The sequence below is a fragment of the Rhizobium deserti genome, from assembly GCF_004358025.1.
GTDB classification, from domain to species: Bacteria; Pseudomonadota; Alphaproteobacteria; order Rhizobiales; family Rhizobiaceae; genus Neorhizobium; species Neorhizobium deserti.
Map to the genome: position 1 here is coordinate 87,211 of NZ_SMTL01000009.1, position 19,948 is coordinate 107,158.

Annotated in this window: 17 protein-coding genes and 1 pseudogene; 9 read left to right on the top strand and 9 right to left on the bottom strand. The window is 57.5% G+C overall.

The window, feature by feature from the left end; genetic code table 11:
* Positions 1–76: 76 nt before the first annotated feature.
* Both E2F50_RS22050 and E2F50_RS22055 read right to left on the bottom strand, forming a co-directional pair.
* On the bottom strand, positions 77–3,439 hold the full coding sequence (locus tag E2F50_RS22050) for a PAS domain S-box protein (RefSeq protein ID WP_245515546.1): 3,363 nt from the start codon (positions 3,437–3,439) through the stop codon (positions 77–79).
* 92 nt (positions 3,440–3,531) lie between these two features.
* On the bottom strand, positions 3,532–3,774 hold the full coding sequence (locus E2F50_RS22055) for a hypothetical protein (RefSeq protein WP_133318348.1): 243 nt from the start codon (positions 3,772–3,774) through the stop codon (positions 3,532–3,534).
* 403 nt (positions 3,775–4,177) lie between these two features.
* Here E2F50_RS22055 and E2F50_RS22060 point away from each other — a divergent pair, with 403 nt between their 5' ends.
* A complete protein-coding gene (locus E2F50_RS22060; protein ID WP_133318349.1) occupies positions 4,178–6,112 on the top strand; it encodes a hybrid sensor histidine kinase/response regulator in 1,935 nt (644 codons plus the stop codon).
* 215 nt (positions 6,113–6,327) lie between these two features.
* Here the strand turns inward: E2F50_RS22060 and E2F50_RS22065 are convergent, their stop codons facing one another.
* The 3 genes from E2F50_RS22065 to E2F50_RS23615 form a co-directional block, all read right to left on the bottom strand.
* On the bottom strand, positions 6,328–7,989 hold the full coding sequence (locus E2F50_RS22065) for a PAS domain-containing hybrid sensor histidine kinase/response regulator (protein WP_245515548.1): 1,662 nt from the start codon (positions 7,987–7,989) through the stop codon (positions 6,328–6,330).
* Position 7,990: 1 nt separating this feature from the next.
* On the bottom strand, positions 7,991–8,785 hold the full coding sequence (locus E2F50_RS22070) for an alpha/beta fold hydrolase (RefSeq protein ID WP_133318351.1): 795 nt from the start codon (positions 8,783–8,785) through the stop codon (positions 7,991–7,993).
* 106 nt (positions 8,786–8,891) lie between these two features.
* Positions 8,892–9,110 carry a hypothetical protein gene (locus E2F50_RS23615; protein WP_342635750.1) on the bottom strand — a complete coding sequence of 73 codons (219 nt, stop codon included), beginning with the start codon at positions 9,108–9,110 and terminating at the stop codon, positions 8,892–8,894.
* A 793-nt stretch (positions 9,111–9,903) separates the two neighbouring features.
* On the opposite strand from E2F50_RS23615, the gene E2F50_RS22080 reads away from it, so the two are divergent.
* Together E2F50_RS22080 and E2F50_RS22085 are read left to right on the top strand one after the other, a co-directional pair.
* Positions 9,904–10,155 (top strand): type II toxin-antitoxin system Phd/YefM family antitoxin, encoded by a 252-nt coding sequence (locus tag E2F50_RS22080; RefSeq protein WP_133318353.1) that lies wholly within the window; start codon positions 9,904–9,906, stop codon positions 10,153–10,155.
* Positions 10,152–10,610: a type II toxin-antitoxin system VapC family toxin gene (locus tag E2F50_RS22085; RefSeq protein WP_133318354.1), complete on the top strand. Its 459-nt coding sequence runs from the start codon at positions 10,152–10,154 to the stop codon at positions 10,608–10,610. Before E2F50_RS22080 ends, E2F50_RS22085 begins: the two co-directional genes overlap by 4 nt.
* A gap of 265 nt (positions 10,611–10,875) precedes the next feature.
* On the opposite strand, the gene E2F50_RS22090 is transcribed toward E2F50_RS22085, so the two are convergent.
* From E2F50_RS22090 to E2F50_RS22105, 4 genes are all read right to left on the bottom strand, one after another.
* Entirely contained in the window at positions 10,876–11,334 is a 459-nt protein-coding gene (locus E2F50_RS22090; RefSeq protein ID WP_133318355.1) for an ester cyclase, read from the bottom strand.
* A gap of 289 nt (positions 11,335–11,623) precedes the next feature.
* Complete coding sequence (locus E2F50_RS22095; RefSeq protein ID WP_133318356.1) at positions 11,624–12,595, bottom strand: zinc-binding dehydrogenase; 972 nt, start codon at positions 12,593–12,595, stop codon at positions 11,624–11,626.
* A gap of 35 nt (positions 12,596–12,630) precedes the next feature.
* A complete protein-coding gene (locus E2F50_RS22100; protein ID WP_133318357.1) occupies positions 12,631–13,443 on the bottom strand; it encodes an SDR family NAD(P)-dependent oxidoreductase in 813 nt (270 codons plus the stop codon).
* 76 nt (positions 13,444–13,519) lie between these two features.
* A complete protein-coding gene (locus E2F50_RS22105) occupies positions 13,520–14,269 on the bottom strand; it encodes an SDR family NAD(P)-dependent oxidoreductase (RefSeq protein ID WP_133318358.1) in 750 nt (249 codons plus the stop codon).
* Between the two features lie 513 nt (positions 14,270–14,782).
* On the opposite strand from E2F50_RS22105, the gene E2F50_RS22110 reads away from it, so the two are divergent.
* The 6 genes and pseudogenes from E2F50_RS22110 to E2F50_RS22135 all read left to right on the top strand — a co-directional run.
* Positions 14,783–15,787, top strand: a complete 1,005-nt coding sequence (locus E2F50_RS22110; protein WP_133318359.1) for a zinc-dependent alcohol dehydrogenase family protein — start codon at positions 14,783–14,785, stop codon at positions 15,785–15,787.
* 257 nt (positions 15,788–16,044) lie between these two features.
* Positions 16,045–16,962, top strand: a complete 918-nt coding sequence (locus E2F50_RS22115) for a LysR family transcriptional regulator (RefSeq protein WP_133318360.1) — start codon at positions 16,045–16,047, stop codon at positions 16,960–16,962.
* Positions 16,963–17,056: 94 nt separating this feature from the next.
* Positions 17,057–17,725 carry a glutathione S-transferase family protein gene (locus tag E2F50_RS22120; RefSeq protein WP_133318361.1) on the top strand — a complete coding sequence of 223 codons (669 nt, stop codon included), beginning with the start codon at positions 17,057–17,059 and terminating at the stop codon, positions 17,723–17,725.
* 158 nt (positions 17,726–17,883) lie between these two features.
* Positions 17,884–18,621: a gamma-glutamylcyclotransferase gene (locus E2F50_RS22125; protein ID WP_133318362.1), complete on the top strand. Its 738-nt coding sequence runs from the start codon at positions 17,884–17,886 to the stop codon at positions 18,619–18,621.
* Positions 18,622–18,633: 12 nt separating this feature from the next.
* Positions 18,634–19,311: a glutathione S-transferase family protein gene (locus E2F50_RS22130; protein WP_133318363.1), complete on the top strand. Its 678-nt coding sequence runs from the start codon at positions 18,634–18,636 to the stop codon at positions 19,309–19,311.
* Positions 19,312–19,592: 281 nt separating this feature from the next.
* Positions 19,593–19,873, top strand: a pseudogene (locus E2F50_RS22135) (histidine kinase dimerization/phospho-acceptor domain-containing protein); the annotation flags it as partial.
* Positions 19,874–19,948 lie beyond the last annotated feature (75 nt).

The window sequence follows — 19,948 nt, forward strand, 5'->3', positions numbered from 1 at the left end:
GCGTTTTGGTTCCATTGCATCCGTCCAGGCCATTCATAGCTGGTGACGCCGAGGCCGACGCGACAATCGCGTGCTATTACGCCCTGGGACGGTCCTGAACATCTTGCGATATGATGGCCTGAATACGTCGGCCCAGTTCGGCCATCTCGAATGGCTTCGTAATGACCTGCATTCCGTGCTCGAGGTGGCCATGATTGAGCACAGCGTTCTCAGCATAACCGGTTATGAAAAGCACGTTCAAACCAGGCCGAAACTGACGAGCTGCTTCCGCTACCTGACGTCCGTTCATTCCGTTAGGAAGTCCTACGTCAGTGATCAACAGGTCCAACCGAACGTCAGAGCTCAGCACCTTCATTGCAGATGGACCATCACTCGCCTCAATGGCGGCGTAGCCGAGTTCCTCTAACGCTTCCACCACGAGCATACGAACAAGCGGCTCATCGTCAATAACGAGCACTGTTTCCCCGGCGCGAGCCCGCTCAATTGCCGGAGCCTGCGTCGCCTCGTCGACGCTTTCAGCGCTTTCAACGTGACGTGGCAGGTAAATGCAAACCATCGTGCCTTGTCCGACTTCTGAGTAAATGCGGACGCCGCCGCCAGACTGTCGCGCAAAGCCATAGATCATGGACAGGCCAAGACCTGTGCCCATGCCGATTGGCTTGGTGGTGAAAAATGGATCGAAAGCTTTTTCGACCACATCAGGTGCCATGCCTGTACCGTTGTCACTGACGCACAGCGATACGTACTGCCCAGGGGCAAGATCGCGTGTGCGCGCAGCACGGTCGTCAAGCCACCGGTTGCAGGTCTCGATCGTGATCTTGCCGCCATCTGGCATCGCATCTCGAGCATTGATGCACAGGTTCAGTAGCGCGTTTTCTAACTGGTTCGGATCGACCAACACGCTCCACACGCCACCACCCACCACGCTCTCGACAGATATGGAGGGTCCCACCGTACGCCGAATGAGATCCTCCATGCCGCTGATCAGGGACCCCACGTTGGTCTGCTTGGGATCAAGTGTCTGTCGACGCGAGAATGCGAGAAGGCGATGGGTCAGTGCTGCCGCTCGTTTCGTGGCCCCCTGTGCGGCAACAAGATAACGCTCGACGTCCGGCAATCTCCCTTGCGCGATGCGCGTATTCATTAATTCGAGTGAACCAGAGATACCCGCGAGCAGATTGTTGAAGTCATGGGCCAGCCCACCTGTCAGTTGTCCTACAGCCTCCATTTTCTGACTTTGGCGCAGCGCCGCCTGGGCTTGCTCGAGTTCGGAAGCGGCGCTTTTTTCCGCCGTCACGTCTCGACCAATCGCGTAAGTTACCTCGCCGGCGGGCGCCGCTACCCATGAGATCCAGCGGAGGGTGCCGTCCTTGTGCCGATACCTGTTCTGGAATTTGGGTCGTCCGCCCTGAGCGGCGAGCTCGAAGGCGCCGAGAGTTTCCACATGATCTTCGGCGACCACAAACTTGTTGACTTGGTGTCCCACGACTTCGTCAAGCGTGTAGCCAAGCAAGGCCGTCCACGCAGGGCTCACGCGAAGGAAGTAGCCTTCAGTATCGATGACCACCATCAGGTCCGGCGAAGTCTCCCAGATGCTGTCGCGCTCGGCAGTCCTTGCAACAACTTCGGCTTCCAGAGTTTCGTTGAGCTGGCGTAGCCGCTCTTCAGCGTTACGGCGCGCTGAGACGTCGTTGAAAAGTATAGCAACTCTTAGGTGCGCAGCTTCGCTGAGACGAAATGCATAGACGTCGAACCAACGTCCCAGCGCATCGGAGCCTTGCTCGAAACGCTCAGCCAAGCCGGTTCTCGCCACCCTTCCATAGGCCTCGTACCAGTGCTCCTCCAGATCAGGCACGGCTTCGCGAAGCCATTGACCCAACACTGAATCTGGGAAGCCCGTCTGCTTATAAAAAGCGGGATTGGCTTCAATTACGCGGTAATCCGTCAGGCCGTCGGGTCTGTCGAACCTGACCTCAACGACACAAAATCCCGACTCGATGGAATTGAATAGGGTGCGATATCGCTCTTCACTATCGCGCAGCGCCGCTTGGCTGCGGCGCTGCTCTGTAAGATCGAGCATGGCGCCGATCATTCGAATGGCGCGGCCGGTCTCGTCTCGTATCACGTGGCCGCGATCAAGAACTTCGGCATAGCTGCCATCAGCACGACGAAAGCGATATTCGTCGTGCCAGCTTTCCGCAGAGCTGTCGATCACCCTATGGATGTTGTCATCAATCTTTTGACGGTCATCTGGATGGATGTGGTCAATCCACCATTCGCCTGTCGGCAGCACGTCCTTCGGTTTGTGTCCGTAGGCCGTTTCAAGAGCTTCGTTCCACAGCACATTATTCGTTGCGAAATGCCAATCCCAGATTGCGTCATTTGTAGCGCGAACGGCGAGCCGATAACGTTCCGCCGTTTCCTGAGCCGCCGCATCGACTTGTTTCTGTTCAGTGATATCCCGGAAAAAGACTGCAAGACCCTCCTCTACCGGATAAGCACGCGTCTCCAACCATGTCTCTCGACCGTCCGGCCAGGTATAACGGTGTTTCAGTTCCGCGGTGACGCGCTCTGCCATGGCTTGCTTATAACGAAGGCCCAACTCCGTACCCTCGCTACCGGGATAGGCTTCCCAGTGCGATTGTCCTATCAGAGCTTCCCGAGGACGGGCATCTAGGCGCAACGCTTCAACATTAAGGTCAACGATCCGGAACTCGCGGTCAAGTAAGGCGAAACTTTCAGCCATGCCGTCCAGCACGCCCTTCGCACGCGCGTCGCTCTCCCTCAGGCGACGCTCGGCCAGCACCTGACCTGTGATTTCATTGCAAGGACAGAAGAAGCCTGCAATCTGACCTGTCTCGTCACGGACAGGCGTGTAGGAGAAGCTAAAGTGCGTCTCTTCCGCATAGCCCTTACGGTGCATGATGAGCTTGATGTCGTCCATGTGGACAGGTTCACCCGCGTAGGCTTGCTCGACGATGGGAATGAGGTCGGCGCGGATCTCATCCCATACGTCGAGGAAGTTCCGCCCGAGGGCGTTCGGATGCTTCGAGGCGAGGATCTGAGAATAAGCATCATTATATAAAATGAGTTGCTCCGGTCCCCACGCAATGAACATCGCTTGGTTGGAACCTAGCATGACGCTGACCAGTGTCGACAATGCTGTTGACCACGTGTCTGGCGCTCCTAAGCTGGTGTCGGCCCACGCGTGGGTTCTGATGCGGCTGCCCATCTCTCCACCGCCATTAAGGAAGTGCGCAAAGGCATGTATTTTCTCGTTCAAGCGTCCCGCGCTCCCTTTGGGATTGGTGCTATGGGGTTTTAAGAGGAAAGCGCCGGGTTTCAAGGTCGGCACGCTAAGTTTTGGTTTGTTTATCACCTGCGGATCGGCGTTGATGGTGCGTGGGGGCTCTGCGTCTACCGCGATCGCAAGGTTCAATCGCTTGTCAGCCGCGAGCGCCAGGAAGAGCTGGCAAAACCCGTCGCCTTCGCTTGAGGTTAGCCGTCCGGGCCTCATATCCACAACATGTGTCACTCTGCGGCGACGGAATGGTCTCCAAGGAGGACTCGGAAAGCTTCTCGCAGGTTCTCGTAGCGGTAAAGTATCTCTGCTTTTTCGTTTTTCAGCCGTCGTAACAGTTCAAGTTCGCGATCACTCACGTCGTTAGCCATGGCCCTCAGTCGAAGGTGGCCTTCGATTTCGCTGATTTCGGCATGATACTGGTGGACCGCATTGGCCACATTTTGCTGGTGCGTCTCTAGGACGAAGCTCATTAGCAGGTCCTCCTACCAATCGGTTAATGGTTTTATACCGCACCTGTTCGGAAGTGGCCCGTTGATTAGCAAAAATGGTTAACAGTTGTAGAAACCACATGCCGGGCAGTTGTCGAGCTCCTGTAGCTGCCAGCCATGCCGCCAGGGTTACTAGGCCTATTGTCGGCCCCACCAGAGCGGTCATGTGGATTGGTCGGCCCATAACAATCTGTTTTGCCAGCCCCCTCTGCAAGTGGTGAATAACATATTCGACGTTTAATAAGACGGCAGATTTGCCGCCAGAGCATCTTCGGGCCCGCCGCAGCAGTCGCCACATCTATCAAACCGTCACCTTGCTCTTCCAATTACATCGTCTAAATGAGCATCATCTGGAAGATGCCGATCTTCCGCTCAAGGACATTACATGACAGCTCACGTTACCACTCTGCAGTCCGCCTCAATGGAAGGCCGCTACCGTCTGCTCGTCGACGCCATCACCGACTACGCGATATACATGCTCGATACCGAAGGGCATGTATCGAGCTGGAACGCAGGGGCACAGCGGTTCAAGGGCTACACCGAGTCCGAGATCCTTGGGGAGCACTTCTCCCGTTTCTACACGCCGGAGGAGCTGGCCGCAGGTGTGCCGGCAAGAGCGCTCGCCACCGCCGAGGCTGAAGGTCGCTTCGAGGCCGAGGGTTGGCGTGTGCGCAAGGACGGTGAACGGTTTTGGGCACATGTGGTCATCGACGCCATCCGGGATCCCTATGGACACTTGGTCGGCTTTGCAAAGATCACCCGCGATCTAACCGAGCGCAAGGCTGCGGGAGAGGTCCTAAGGCGAAGCGAGGAACAGTTCCGGCTTCTCGTCCAGGGTGTCACCGACTACGCTATCTACATGCTCGACCCAAACGGCAGGGTAGCGAGCTGGAACCCTGGTGCTCAACGGATCAAGGGATACGATCCTGAAGAGATCATAGGTGAACACTTTTCCAGGTTCTACACCGACGAGGACAAGGCGGCAGAGCTGCCACGCAAGGCTTTGGAGATCGCTGCCAGCGAAGGCCGCTTCGAAAAAGAAGGCTGGCGTCTGCGCAAGGACGGCAGCCGTTTCTGGGCGAGCGTCATTATCGACGCGATCCGCGGCGACGACGGCACGTTGTTTGGCTTCGCCAAGGTCACCCGCGACGTCACCGAGAAACGACAGGCGCAGGAAGCCTTGGAAAGGGCGCAGCAGGAGCTCTTCCAGGCACAGAAGATGGAAGCGGTCGGGCAGCTCACTGGCGGCATAGCGCATGACTTCAACAATCTGCTCATGGCAGTGCTGGGCAGCCTCGAGATCGCCCGCAAGCGAGCCCTCGAAGGGCGGGATGTCGTCGAGCTGATCGACAACGCCATCGCCGGGGCCAAGCGCGGCGCATCGCTCACGCAGCGGCTGCTGGCGTTCTCACGTAAGCAGGAACTCAAGCTTGAGCCAGTTGCGGTACCAGCTCTCGTGTCCGGGATGACCGAGCTGCTGCAGCGCTCGATCGGTTCCGCCATCGAGATCACCACCACCTTTCCTTTGACCCTTCCTCCGGTGCTCTCAGATCCCAACCAGCTCGAAAGCGCGCTGCTCAACTTGGTGGTCAATGCCCGTGACGCGATGCCGGAGGGCGGCATGATCGCAATCTCGGCCAGGAGGCATTTGCTGCGAAAAGGGCAGGTTCCGGAACTCGGCCCCGGTGACTATGTCTGTCTTTCCGTCAAGGACGAAGGCCAGGGGATGGACGCCGAGACCTTGGAAAAGGCGACGGCGCCCTTCTTTACCACGAAGGGTGTCGGCAAGGGCACGGGTCTTGGTCTTCCGATGGTGCAGGGCCTGATGGCGCAGTCCGGGGGGCGGCTGCTGATGAAGTCGGTTCGGGGAGAGGGTACTACTGCCGAGCTTTGGCTTCCGGTCTCCACCGAGGCCGTCCTCGATCCCTCGCCAACAGCGGAGCAGCCGGCGGAAGGACATTCGCGGCCGCTCAATGTGCTCGCGGTCGACGACGACAGCCTCGTTCTGACGAACACCGTCCTCATGTTGGAGGAACTCGGCCACACTGCGATCAAAGCGCAGTCGGCGGAGGAGGCTTTGCAGATCCTGCAGCAGGCGCCGCTGCCCGACATTTTGATCACGGACCACGTCATGCCGCAGATGACCGGCGCGGAGCTCGCACGGCAGGTCGCGGAGCAATACCCGAACCTCCCGGTGATCGTTGCCACGGGATACGCCGAACTTCCGGCCGGAAAAGAGCTGGTCACTAGACGGCTGTCGAAACCGTTCACTCAGGAGCAACTAGGCGATGCCTTGGCTGCCGCCTCCAATTCTGAATGACGGCAAACTATCTCTGGATCTTGCCGCACCAGCTGCCTGATGTTGTAGCATGGCTTGGTTTCCTCACGTTGTTGCCGCTAATCCGTCAGGTGATATTCGAGCGAGAAGGGTGCTATCCTTCAGATCGCGATGCGGTGAGACCTTTCGGCAGACGCCACCGATCAGAACATTCGAGCTGGTTTCAACGCCTCCAATCACGGTGCCCGGACTTGCCGTCAAAGCTGCTGATCGATCGCCTCTCGGATCTTCCTTGCAAGTTCGCCGAGCGTGGTCGGCTTCTGAAGGAAGATGACGCCTGGATCCAGGACGCCATTGTGGACGACCGCGTTGCGCGTATAGCCTGTCGTGAAGACCACCGGCAGGTTAGGGCGGTTGATCCGCGCTTGGTCGGCCAGCTTTCGTCCGTTCATCGGCGCCATCACGATATCGGTGAACAACAGCGTTATATCCGCCCGTCGTTCCAACTGCTCGAGCGCCGCAAGAGGATTTTCCACGGCTAGGACCCCATATCCCAGCTCTTCGAGCATGCGGGTATGGACCTCGCGCACGCTGGCATCGTCCTCGACAAGGAGGATAAGCTCACTGCCGACAGAATGAGGAAGACTATCGTTCCGCACCCGCTCGTTCACCTCCTCCGTGCCGTAGTCGCGCGGCAGGTAGATTTTCATGGTCGTACCCTGACCCACCTCTGAATAAATCTTGAAGTGGCCGCCGGACTGCTTGGCGAAGCCGAAGACCTGACTGAGACCGAGGCCAGTTCCCTTGCCCACGGGCTTGGTCGTGAAGAATGGATCGATCGCCTTCTTGATGATGTCGGGAGGCATACCGGTTCCAGTATCCGTCACGGCAATCATCACATACTGACCGGGCGTCATGTCATTTTGAGACGCATACGCTTCGTCAATATGGGTGTTGGCCGTTTCTATGGTGAGCTTGCCGCCCTCGGGCATGGCGTCGCGAGCGTTGACTGCAAGATTAAGGACCGAGTTCTCGAGTTGATTGGCGTCCGCTTTGGTGCGCCAAAGGCCGGCCGCTAGCACAGTTTCCTTGTCGATGATCTCGCCGAGCGTGGAGTTCAGGATTTCTGCCATGTTTGCAACCAGCTTGTTTGCATCGACCGGCTCCGGCGAAAGAGGTTGCTGCCGGGAGAAGGCAAGAAGTCTCTGGGTAAGAGTGGCTGCCCTGGTCGCACCGTCCATGGCCGCAGCCAGGAGCTTGGGGACGTCTTCAACATTGCCGCGGGCGATCCGCCGCTGAGCCATGTTGAGACCGCCTATGACCACGGCCAGCATGTTGTTGAAGTCATGCGCCACACCTCCGGTCAGATGGCCGAGAGCCTCGATCTTCTGAGCCTGATGCAGAGCACTCTCGGCCGCGGTTTTTTCTTGAACAGCAAGTGCGACCCGCTCCTCGAGCGTCGCGTTCAGCTCTTTTAGCTCCTCGGCGGCCCGCTGGGCAGCGGCACGTGCTTCCAGCAGCTCCTGCTCATAGCGTCTCCGATCGGTCGCGTTGAAGATCGTGATCCTGATGAACTCGATGTCGCCGCTATCCTCTCTCCTGGCGACAGCGTTGACCAGACTTGGCAGGCGGCTGCCGTCAGCCTTCACGAGATCCAGAGCAACCTCATTGAAGACGCCTTGCATAGTGATCAAGGGGGCAAAGTGTGTCTCGAAGTAGATCTTGCCCGGCATGGTGAGGAAGTCGATGAACCGGCGGCCCACGATCTTCTCCGACGAGGTGCCGAGCCAGGAGGCGAAGGTCTTGTTGGCGCGCTTGATACGTCCGTCGGGAGAGGCGGAGATGTAGCCGCAGGGCGCGTTCTCGAACAGATCCAGAAGATCGTCTAGCTCAACCTCAGCCTCTCTGCTGCCCTCCACGTCAAGCATCGAGGAAGCTGCGGATCGAGGCTACCGTCTCCTGCGGATGACTGAGGTTCGGGCAGTGGCCGGTCGCCTTCATCAACACAAGCTTGCTATCGGGCATGCGGCCATTAAGAAAGTGCCCAACCGCCTCCGGCGCGATGACGTCCTGCGCGCATTGCAGGATCAGAGAAGGCACCTTTACCTTGTCCAGATCCGCCCGGTTGTCTGACGTGAACGTCACCCTGGCAAAGTGCTTGGCGATTTCCGGATCCGTTTTGCAGAAGCTGTTGGTGAGTTCTTCGGCCAGTTCGGGTCTTTCTGCATTGCCCATGATCGCCGGTGCCATGGCCTGTGACCAGCCCATATGGTTACTGTCGAGGAAGTCCAGAAGCTCTACCACCTGCTCCTTGGTAAACCCGCCGACATAGTCGCCGTCGTCAATGTACCGCGGCGATGGGCCGACGAGGACAAGCTTGGAGAACATTCCCGGTGCTCGTATGGAAGCCAGAACGCCCATCATGGCGCTCACAGAATGCCCGACGAAGATAGCACCCGACAGTCCGAGTTCCTGCCCGATTTCGAGGATGTCGGAAGCATAGCCGTCAAGCGTGCCATACTTATCGAAATTGTAAGCGGACAGATCCGAGCCGCCGGCGCCCACATGGTCGAAGGTGACAACGGTGTATTGCTTGTCGAAATGGGGAACCACGTAGCGCCACATGTTCTGATCGCAGCCGAAGCCATGCGCGAACAGTATCGTCTGGGGTCCGCTGCCCTGTACCTTGACGTTGTTCCGCGACATGACCGACATGGGCTGGCTTCCTTCTACGCAGGTAGTGAACGGTCGCCCAGGGCCTCATGTCGCACCTGGTGTCGGCCGCAACTCACGACGCTTAGATCGAATGGGACCTGAAAGGTCAAGACGGACCTTGGTGCCGCGCTTGGGACGCTGTCTCGGTCTTGTTCTTGATTGCGGACAGCACATCCGCAGTCACCAGCGACGCAAGGGGATCCGCGGCGGGAGACAGACGAGCCTCCGCTCGGTGCAGCGTCAGACCGATGGACGATAGCGGCGGAAGTCCCTCTGCAGACGGGTCCATTTTTGCCACCTTTTCCGGCAGCCACAACTCCGTCATTACTGTGATGCCTAGGCCGGCGGCCGCCGCAGCCCACAAGCTTGAGAGACTGGAACCGACGAAGCTCACGCCCCACGGCCTGCGTGCCTCGCCGAGGGATCTCGCGGCGATCGTCCGCATCAGGCACTGGTTGTCGAGCGCAAGCAGAAGAACAGGTTCGCCCGGATCGACCGGGCGCCTGTGCTGGCACTTCCCACCCAGACAGCGGCACGTCGGCGAGCAGCTCGCAATAGGCGGCCCTCGCACCATCGCTCCATGCGAGAGCAAGGCCAAGCCGTCCTCCGGCAACGGCGTTAAGGAGTTCCGCATTGCGCGAGACGCGATCTTCACCTTCGGTTGCGCTCTGGCAGAGCGTCCGAGGACCTCGATCCGGAGAATTGCTGATCCGCGACGATGTGTTCAGAGTCAACTTCATCGACCTCTGCTTCTGTCCGAGGCTTTCACCTTTGCCGCAGGGGCTGGCCGTGCGTGCGCGCGCGTCGTGATGCGGTGGGTGCCCGCCTGTGGTGGCTTGGTGCCACGCAACACATAGCCTGTGCTGGAGCGTCGACCGACGCCTATATTTCCACGTGGATCATGCCGCAGGAGAAGGCCACCTCTCTTCCCGTCGAGCCTCAAGATCCTATTCCAGGAACTATATCTTTTCAGGCGCATAAGTTATCTGGCCAGCCTGTCATCGGTTCGACTCCTTTCAAGGCGTGCGGTCCGGGATGCGACCTACAGGCCTTTCTCCTTATTGATTTTCCGTAGCAACTGCTATATGACTACATATGGTCATTGTTGGGGAGATCACATGTCAAGTATCAGCGTTGCTGAGGCAAAAGCCGGATTCGCCGGCCTGGTGGACGAAGCTGCCAAAGGTGAGTTTGTAACAATCACCAGGCACGGAAAACCAGCTGCTGTGATTGTGAGCGTCGAGGCCGCAGAGGTCGCTAAAAGAGCGTTGAAGAAGCCGCGTGCAAACTTTGGGGATTTCTTGTTGACCTTTCCGGGCGGAGCGGATCTTGAGCGTGATCATTCCAGTATGCGCGATGTAGATCTGTGACGGCATATCTGCTCGATACAAATGTTATAAGCAAATTTGCACCCGACAAGATCCCGCCCTCAGCTGAAGTTCGCGATTGGTTTCACCAGCAAGGCGCGGCGAACGCGCTTTTCCTGTCCGCCATGACAGTTGCTGAGATTGAAAGGGGACTACGATCACTTCATCGCCGTGGTGGATTTGAACGTGCGAAAAGGCTTTCGCTATGGCTGGACTTTATCACAAGCACATTTGATGATCGTATCTTGCCGATGGATACCGTTGTCGCTCGCATCGCCGGTGCTATCGAGGATGATGCCAAAGGAAAAGGCCAAAGCCCAGGGCTCGGCGACATCATTATTGCCGCGACAGCTCGAGCATACGATTTAACGGTAATTACCGAAAATTTGCGGCACTTCAAACCCCTGAATGTAGCGGTAGATCTCCCGGCTTTTTTCAGAACCGGTCAAGCGATTTAGCTAGCGAACTCTCTGAAATAACGGGTCAGAGGTTCGAGTCCTCTCAAGACCACCTAGCTCAAACTCCGATGATTTACCGAGAGTGTGGGTGTATTCAAGCCCATCGACCTTCAGCTTAGTCCCGGCCACCGACCTTGAGGGAGCGAAGCACGGGCGGAATCTAAGTGAGCGTCGGAGTGGTCGCGACCGGTCCTATGGCGCGGGCGAGACAGCCGTTTGCACGGTGACCGGCACGGGGTCGTTGATGCTTGAATCCGAGCAGCAATCAACCCTTGATGAGCGCCGGAGGTGTGACCCGGCTTGGCATCTCGATACCCTGCTCATGGATATAGATGGCCAGGTCGAGCGACTGGTCGGCGACTGTGAAGCTCGTCACCATTCCGTCGGTCAATCCAAGCAGGAATGTCTCGATTGACGTGCCGCTTTGACCGGTTGCCTCGATCCCGAAGAACGCCCCTCGGTTATGCGCCCAGTGCAGGTTAACCGTCACCAACCCGCGATCACCTGCGACATAGTGGTCGATAAGATCAACGCGGAGTTCGAAGGCCGCGTGGAACGCCTTGATCCAACCTTGCAACGCGTCGCGTCCGGCGATGTCGCGACCAGCTGGGCTGTTCGTTATTACGTCGGGGTGGACGATGGCATCCCATCGTTCAGTCTGGTTGAGCGCGAAGCCTTCGTAAATTTCCTTGGCAAGACCCGTGGGTAAAGTTGCTGTGGGCATTTCAGTTCTCCTTTTGAGTTAAGATGAGCGGGTTCCGGTCGAGGCGTGGAGGGGCTTGCCCGCTAAAATGCAATGCTGCCCCAAGGAGTGCTGCGACTCCCGCATGGCGAAGGTATTGGTCGGCCGAAGTGGTCGACGAGCACGCCACCGAAGACCGCCCCGAAGGAAACAGTAGTCATGAAGACGCAGCGGCGAGCGTACCGACTTTGCCGCCGGTCAGGCCGCTTCCGGCCGCTCCAATTTATTCATGGCTCATCCTGCCTTCTCAGTATTGTTGAAAGGGCGAGACTCACGGTACGAGCACCGAGATGCCTGAGACGGCCCGGTGCTCCACTTCGGCGTGAAGCACCGCCGCTTCGCGGAGGGCGTATCGGGCGGGCGAAATCTCGCCGAATGCACCGTTGCGGTAGAGAGCAAATACCTTCGCCATGCCAGCGCGAAGCTCGGTCGGACCAGTGAGATAATTTAGGACCTGCGGTGCAAGGACGGTGGCTCCGCGAAGCGCGACCGCGTCCGGGCTTGCTTTCGGCCAGCCTGCACCTGCACCGAAAGAGATGATTGTTCCGCCACGACGCACGGTCCCGGCGTTTAGCAAACGATCAGCGGTAGCCGCACCGATCCCGTCGAAAATAACGTCGACCCCGGTCCCAGCGGTGAGCCGAGCGACCTGTTCGATCGCGTCATCCAGCCCGACGGCCACGTCATTTGCGCCGTTTTCGTGCGCGACCTCCCGTTTGGCCTCGCTTCCCACTGCGCCGATAACATGAGCGCCGCGGTGGGCGGCGAGCCGTGCCGTCAACGACCCGACGCCGCCGGCTGCCGTGGTAACAAGAACGGTTTGGCCTCGCTGCACCTCGAACAACTGGACCGCACAGAGAAAGGCCGTGAAGCCCTTGACGGTGAGCGCCGCGGCGATGTCGAAGTTGATATCTCTTGGCAAGGGGAACAGGAGATCCGCGTCAATGAGACGGGTCCCGGCATAAGCTCCCTGTGACTTGAGGTATCCGACGCGGTCGCCGACCGCGAAGTCGGTGACTTTCGGACCGATTGCCATCACCACTCCGGCACCCTCGATCCCCATCACGCGGCCCGGTTCGTCCCCGGAGAGGAGGCCTCTGCGTTGCAGGACATCGAAATAGTTGAAGCCGATGGCCTTTTGCTCGACCTCGACCTGTTCGGTGCTCGGAGGTCCTATGTCACGGTCTTCCACCCGCATGACCTCTGGGCCACCCTGTCCATATTGCGCGATTACCAGTGTCATTTCGGTCACCTCTAACTTTGATGGCGAGTTCGAGTTCAGGCGATGAACCGGACCACGCCACCGTCGACGCGCAATGCGGCGCCACTCGTTGCGGATGCCTGCTCGGAGCAGACATAGACGATCATGTTGGCGACCTCGTCGGTCGTGGCGAAGCGCCGGATCAAGGTCGTCGGGCGGAGCGCCTGCAGGAAACCCTGCTCGGCCTCCTCCAGCGTGATGCCAGCCTCCTCGGCCTGCTTGGCGATGTAATCGCCCAGGATCTCGGAGCGAGTTGGGCCTGGTAGCACGCAGTTGACAGTGACACCCGTGCCGGCGACCGCCTCTGCGAGGCCGCGGGAGACCGCAAGTTGCGCGGTCTTAGTCATGCCGTAGTCAAGCATTTCCTTGGGCGTGTTGACGGCGGACTCGCTGCTGACGAACACGACGCGCCCCCAGCCTTTACTGACCATGCGGGGCAGATAGTGGCGAGAGAGCCGTATGCCGCTCATGACATTGAGCTCAAACAGGCCGAGCCAGTCCCGGTCGGGAATTGCCACGATATCCTTCAGGCCATCGTAGTTCCGGAGGAAAGCCGTACCGACATTGTTCACAAGGATGTCAGCTGCGGGGGTCTCTGCGATAAAAGCGTTCGCTCCTTTTGCGGTCGACAGATCGGCAGCGATGCCGGAAATGACGCCCTCCGGAAACTCGGCGCGCATCTGCCGCACCGCTTCGTCGACCCGCGACTGCGTGCGGCCATTGACGATGACCGACGCGCCGGCCCGCGCCAGCCCCTCCGCTGGCGCGCGGCCAATGCCTGCGGTGGAACCTGTCACGATGGCCGTGCGACCTTGCAAGTCGATTTTCATGGGTCTGAGTTCCTGGTTGGGCGCTGGTCGGCGGATGAGGGAGGCGGCGCGGCCACTGCGGTCGCGCCGATGGACCTCAAAGCTGAGTAATTCCACCATCGGCAACGAGATCTGTTCCGGTCGAAAAACTACTTTCGTCGGACGCCAGGAACAGGGCTGCCGCTGCCATCTCCTCGGCTCTTCCGATGCGGCCAAGTGGTGTGATCTGCGCGTAAGTAGAACGCGCGCCATCGGCCTCTTCCTTAGTCTTGAACTGGCTGTCGATAATGGGAGTATCGATAGCGCCGGGCGAGAGCGAGTTCACGCGGATGCCACGATCCTTCAGCTCTGCTGCAAAGGTGCGCGCGAACGAGCGTACCGCTGCCTTGCTTGCGGAATAGGTCGAATGAGCAGGAAAGCCCTTCAAATGCAGGGCGGACGATACCAAGATGATTGAGCCGCCCCGGGTCATCAGCGGTAGAGCTTTTTGAACGGAGAAGAATATGCCGCGCGCGTTGATGCTAAAGGTTTTGTCGAAATGCGCCGGCGTTGCAGTGTCGACTGGTGCATGTTCGACGAAGCCAGCGCTAGCAACGAGGATATCAACGATACCCTTTTCTGCTTTCACTTGAGCGATTACTTTGTCGAGATCATCGAGGTTGGCGACGTCGCCCTGAACGAATGAGACATTGCGGCCTAACGTCGATTTAGCCTTTTCAAGTTCAGCAACGCGGCGGCCAGTGATGAAGACATAGGCTCCTTCATTGACGAAACGCTGAGCGGTCGCGAGCCCGATCCCGCTGCTACCACCTGTGATGACTGCTATTTTTCCATCGAGTTTTGACAAGGGCTTGATCCTTTCATCTGAGTTGCCTGTTGCACAAACCAGATGCGATCAGCCGTCAGGTCGCAGTAGGATAAGAACTGGAATAATAGATAGTCTGCCTCGGAATATTGCTGTTACACTCCCCATCGAGCTTGTCGGGCAAATAATCGGTTTGCTCCAGGGCCAGCTTCCAGAGGAATCCCAGTCGAACTCAAGCGAATACTAAGACGGAATGGCGTAACCAGCATTCGAAACACAGGATGGGTGCTCGCATCACCGAACTGGATGGTCACCAATCGTTGTCATCGCGGGTTGATGCCTCATGCGGCATTTCGCAAACGCCCCGCTACGTCAGACGGTATGGCAGAAGTCGAGGTCTAAGCCCCAACGTGAACGGCTTGTGATCCACTACCATATGGAATGAATGTTATTCCTTACTCTCGTCTTCCGCCGCTTTGCGGTCGCGAGTAGGTTCATGGCTTAATCCCGCCATAAAAACTGTGAGCGCCGCGACCGCGCACTCGGGAAGATCAAATGTCGAAATTCATACAGTTCTCGCAGACAGGTGAGCCCGAGGTACTTGAACTCGTCAGCGGCACCCCTGCTTCCCCTAACGACGATGAGGTGATCATCTCTGTGAAAGCTATCGGCCTTAATCGTGCGGATGCGATGTTCCGGCGTGGAGAGTATATCTTCGATCCGGTCCTTCCCGCGCAATTGGGGACGGAGGCCGCTGGTATCGTCCTTGCTTTGGGCCGGAATGTAACCCACGTCTCGGTGGGGGATCAAGTTAACCTTGTTCCCTCCTTCCCAATGGGCGCAAACGGTGTCTATGGGGAAGAGATCATCGTTCCGGGTCATGCAGTGGTCACGCAGCCGCCAGAACTGACTTTCGAGCAAGCCGCATCGATCTGGGTTATGTTTCTGACCGCATACGGGCCGCTTATCGAAGACGCGAAGATACAGCCCGGCGAGCACGTTATCATCTCGGCCGCCTCGAGCAGTGTCGGTCTGGCGGCCATACAACTTGCAAAACTGGTCGGAGCAATTCTGATCGCTTTGACCCGCACCGGGGAGAAGAAGCAAAGGTTGCTTGATGCCGGCGCGCAGCATGTCGTCGTCGTCTCCGAAGTCGACCTAACGGATGAAATCTTGAGGATCACGGGGGGTAGTGGTGTCCGTGTCGCATTCGATCCCGTCGGCGGCGAGCTTCTGCCGAAGTTGATCAGGACGGTGCCGAAGGGTGTGATCTACCTCTATGGCGCGTTGGGCGGCGAAACCACGACGATTCCAGTTCTGGAAGCCCTCATGCACCGGACTACGATCAAGGCATGGATCATCGCCGACCTTCTGGCGGACGAAGATCGTAAGCGCAAAGCAATCGATTATGTGACGGACGCTCTTCGCCGCAAGGAGATCTCTCCAGTAATCGACAGCGTGTTCGCCTTCGAGGACATGGTGGCGGCGCACCGACACCTCGAATCTGGTCGGCAGTTTGGGAAAGTCGTTGTGAAGGTGGGAGGTGGCAGCGAGGGATGATCACTTCGTCATAAGAACAAACCCTGTGAGGAGGGACGGGCGGTGCTAACCGGTCCTGGGCGCGTCACAGGCTGCTAGACCCTCACTCGGGTCCGGACGACGGGTGTGGTTAAATTGGCCTTCGCGCGGCCATGACACGATCCCGGCGAAAAGCGGTTCTCTGCTGGCAGGTTTGGTGTCTCGACACTATCTGGAAGCCGTAGGCTGTTAAAAAGAAAAGCCGCAAGTCACCGGATTTGTATCTGCGGGGTGGTAGCATGAATCTCTTCACATCGATGCGCTATTTCATCCGCGTGTACGAAACAGGGTCGTTTAGCGGCGCTGCGAAATTATTAGCCGTGGGGCAATCGGCGGTCTCCAAAATTGTTGCACAGCTCGAGCAGGAACTTGGCGTGGCACTCTTCGTGCGTTCGACCAGGAAACTCACGCCGACGGAGCAGGGCCGGATTTTCTACGAACATGCAAACAAAGTCGTAGAAGATGCCGAAGCTGCAGTAGCGTCAGTCGGAAGCAATTCACAAAACTTTTTGGGCCAGATCCGTATCGGCGGGACACTGACGTTCATGTCCCAATATATTATTCCGAAGTTGCCGCTATTTCTCAATAGGCATCCCGCTATCGATATTTCAATAAACCTCGACGACAGAAATGTAGGCTTGATCGAACAGGGAATCGATCTCGCACTTCGGATGGGTCAACTTGAAGATTCCAACTATGTCGCCAAACGGATTGGTCGCTGCAGGCGCATCGTCGTCGGAACGTCATCATATCTTACTAAGCACTCGGCACCACAGAAACCCGAAGATCTCGTCGATCATTCCATTGTCGTTCTTTCACAAGGCGAGGGCGGCGAACGCTTCACATTCAAAGGTCCGAAAGGGAGCAAATCGATTTCCGTCAGTCCCAAATTGCGGATCAATGCAACAGAAGGCGTTCGATCTGCCGTACTTGCCGATGCTGGCCTGTCTGTGGCCACAGAGTGGATGTTCGAAGCCGAACTAGATAACGGAGCGGTCCAAGAAGTCCTCAACGATTGGACACTGCCAGACCTAGATTTGTGGGCTGTAATGCCCTCAGGGAGACGTGTCAGCCCGAAAGTCCGGGCTTTGGTTGAGTTCATTGAGGCACAGGTAAACGCCACACGGTTCGGCATCAGTCATTCTGGTCAGGAATAAAATATATTCAACAAGTGTGTCTAATTATCCCGGATGGAATGATTTACCTAGTGGTTACGCTGTCAGTAGGACGGCGAAACAATTAGGAGATCACATGTCAATCAAGATTTACAGTGACCTAGGCTCGGGTAGCTACCGTCGCGTCGCCGCTGCAGCAAAAATCATGGGCGTCGAATATGAGCGCGTGAATATTGACCTATTCAAAGGTGAGAGCCACACACCGGATTTTTTGAAGCTCAACCCCCACGGGCTGACGCCGGTCCTACAAGATGGCGAGACGGTGATTTGGGAATCTTCAGCTATCAATCTCTACCTAGCGGAAAAGGTAGGTTCCGCGCTGGTGGGTAGAACGGCAAGCGAGCGGCATCAGGTCATTCAGTGGATGTTCTGGTCGGGCGAGCAATGGCGCCATTTCTTCGTGCTACTGTTTGATGAGCGGGTGGCCGCGCGCGCAATGGGCAAACCGCAAAACAGTGCAATTGTCGAGCTTGCCCTGACGAAAATCCGTAGCGCCGCATCAGTTCTCGACGCTCATCTTTCGAACCGACAGTTTATCGTCGGCAACGAACTTACGCTCGCTGACATCGACATCGCGGCTCCATTTTCTCAAATTAATCGTTCCAAGCCGCCGCTGAATGAGTATCCAAACCTCGTGGCTTGGCAGCAGCGGCTCCTTGATACTGTCCCGGCTTGGGCAGAAACCAAGCATGATCTCGATGGTCGTATGGACACGTTCTTTAACGGAATTGGTGTTGAGTTCTGATGCAGGTTCCAGGCTGCAGGGTCTACAACACTCGCAAGCCTCAAATCCGGATGCCGAGGGTGGTGTCGTCTCAGACGGAGGATGCCGCTGTGTGGAGGAAGGCGCCGCCACCGGCCCTCTTCCCGGCACTGCTCTAGCCGATTAACGAGAAATTGCTGATGTCTGGAGATCGATTGAGCCGATGCCAAGCGTCGCTTCTCACGCGTGAGCATCTGTCCGCTTTGCAGCAGGTCCATGAACTGGTCGATCCCAGCGAAAGGAAATTCCTGCTCTCGGACGAAGAACTGGACAGGTCGCTTGCGCAGACGCTTGAGAACGCACCGCAAGGCATGCATGTTTGGGTCTTCGCCTATGGTTCGTTGATCTGGAACCCGATATTTCCCGTGGAGGTCTCCATGCCAGCTACGATCCGTGGTTATCACAGATCGCTGTGCATGAACTCCATCCGCGGCCGCGGGTCCATCGATAATCCGGGCGCGATGCTTGCGCTTGATCACGGTGGGTCCTGCAAGGGAATTTTGATGAGGATTGGTGGAGATGTGCCAAGTGAGCTCAAGCTGTTATGGCGCCGCGAGATGATGACTGGGGCATATATTCCGAAATGGCTTGATGCGAAATCAGGTGGCCGCTCCATTCCCGCCCTTACGTTCGTGGCAAACCGAGCAAGCGGCCATTACGCAGGGCAGTTGACCGAGGACGAAGTTAGGAGGCGCTTGGCGACTGCCTCAGGCATTTGGGGATCAAATCTCGATTATGTTCAACGCACGCACGAAAGCCTCGAGGCTCACGGCATCCATGATGCGAAATTGAGCCGATTTTCGAAGACGCAGAGGCTGTCGGATTCCCGGGGCCGTATCCAGAACATCCGCCCACATTGTCCCAGTAGCGCAGATTAGAAGGTGTAAAAAATGGACTACGAACTGTTTTGGATTAGCGGCAGCCCTTACGCGTGGCGTGTCATGCTGACGCTAGGATACAAGGCCATTCCCTTCAAGTCGCATCGGATTGATGTTTCGACTCGGGAACACAAGAGCCCAGAATATTTGCGCCTCAATCCGCGAGGCCAAGTGCCAACACTTACCGCCAACGGCGCAGTCATAACAGAGTCGGTTGCGATCATGGCTTTCCTAGAGAAAGCTCATCCAGAACCCGCCTTGTTCGGCGACAGTCCGCTTGAGACCGCTCGTATCTGGGAAATTATTTTCGAATTTGAGAACTATGTTCGCGACCAACTCTCGATCGAGATTGTTAGGCCTCTGCTAAGGGGGCTCGCTCAGAACGATCCTACTGCAATGCGTGCATCTGCATCATCGTCAATAGATTCGCTTCAATGGATCGAGCGGATCCTCGAACATGAAGACTTTCTTGCTGGTAATCGCGTTTCGGCAGCGGACATCGTTGCTCTACCAAACTTGCAGATGCTGGCACGCGTTGGCCGTCGGCCAGAAGCGGTCGAAATGGAGCTCGGTCTCAATGATTTTGGCGCAACGTTGCCGGCAATCGCACGGTGGCTATCTCGTATGGAGGCCGTCCCCGGCTACCATGCTGCTTACCCACCGCATTGGCGTTCATCCGAAACCGAGTGAGTGGTTAAAAGTTATCGCAACAAGTTCCGTTGTATCAATGGCTGGTCCGGCGCGATTTTAGATGAATCAGTGGCTTAGGAAATGGAAGCTCGTCGGGGTGGTTCGAGTCCCATCAAGGCGCTGGTAGGTGAAGGTGTCCAAGTGGGAATTATTTCTGCGTCTGAGAGGGCTTGACGGTTCACAAACCCTCAGCGGTCACAATTTTGCAGGTTTCAGGGTCGTCGCAGGCTGGATCAGCGGCCGAGATGAACCTGAGCAAGATATCAACCTTCTCCTGCGCTATGGAAGCTATAGGCAAGTTGACGGGGGGCGTCGCTCACGACTTCAACAACCTCCTCACGGTCATTTCCGGCGGCCTCGAAATGCTTGACCGGCAGGTGGACCCAGCGAGGCGCAAGCGGCTCATCGATGGAATGCGGCAGGCCCCGAGCAGGGAGCTGGCCTGACCCGACAGCTGCTGGCTCTCTCCTGGCGTCAGGAGCTCAAACCACAAACCGGCGACATAGCGCGCCAGGTCGGCGGAATAAGCGAATTGCTCGACCGGAGCCTGAGGGGCGACGTCCTCTAACTGCGCTCGGCTCATAGATGCCTATTGCAAGAGCATCGGGCCGGACACAGACTGTCGCCCGTGCAGTAA

Bases quoted from the DNA above. Each gene is read 5' to 3' on its own strand.
- E2F50_RS22055 (WP_133318348.1), bottom strand. From the start codon at position 3,774: ATGAGCTTCGTCCTAGAGACGCACCAGCAAAATGTGGCCAATGCGGTC.
- E2F50_RS22060 (WP_133318349.1), top strand. From the start codon at position 4,178: ATGACAGCTCACGTTACCACTCTGCAGTCCGCCTCAATGGAAGGCCGC.
- E2F50_RS22070 (WP_133318351.1), bottom strand. From the start codon at position 8,785: ATGTCGGTCATGTCGCGGAACAACGTCAAGGTACAGGGCAGCGGACCC.
- E2F50_RS23615 (WP_342635750.1), bottom strand. From the start codon at position 9,110: ATGACGGAGTTGTGGCTGCCGGAAAAGGTGGCAAAAATGGACCCGTCT.
- E2F50_RS22080 (WP_133318353.1), top strand. From the start codon at position 9,904: ATGTCAAGTATCAGCGTTGCTGAGGCAAAAGCCGGATTCGCCGGCCTG.
- E2F50_RS22090 (WP_133318355.1), bottom strand. From the start codon at position 11,334: ATGCCCACAGCAACTTTACCCACGGGTCTTGCCAAGGAAATTTACGAA.
- E2F50_RS22095 (WP_133318356.1), bottom strand. From the start codon at position 12,595: ATGACACTGGTAATCGCGCAATATGGACAGGGTGGCCCAGAGGTCATG.
- E2F50_RS22100 (WP_133318357.1), bottom strand. From the start codon at position 13,443: ATGAAAATCGACTTGCAAGGTCGCACGGCCATCGTGACAGGTTCCACC.
- E2F50_RS22110 (WP_133318359.1), top strand. From the start codon at position 14,783: ATGTCGAAATTCATACAGTTCTCGCAGACAGGTGAGCCCGAGGTACTT.
- E2F50_RS22115 (WP_133318360.1), top strand. From the start codon at position 16,045: ATGAATCTCTTCACATCGATGCGCTATTTCATCCGCGTGTACGAAACA.
- E2F50_RS22120 (WP_133318361.1), top strand. From the start codon at position 17,057: ATGTCAATCAAGATTTACAGTGACCTAGGCTCGGGTAGCTACCGTCGC.
- E2F50_RS22125 (WP_133318362.1), top strand. From the start codon at position 17,884: ATGTCTGGAGATCGATTGAGCCGATGCCAAGCGTCGCTTCTCACGCGT.
- E2F50_RS22130 (WP_133318363.1), top strand. From the start codon at position 18,634: ATGGACTACGAACTGTTTTGGATTAGCGGCAGCCCTTACGCGTGGCGT.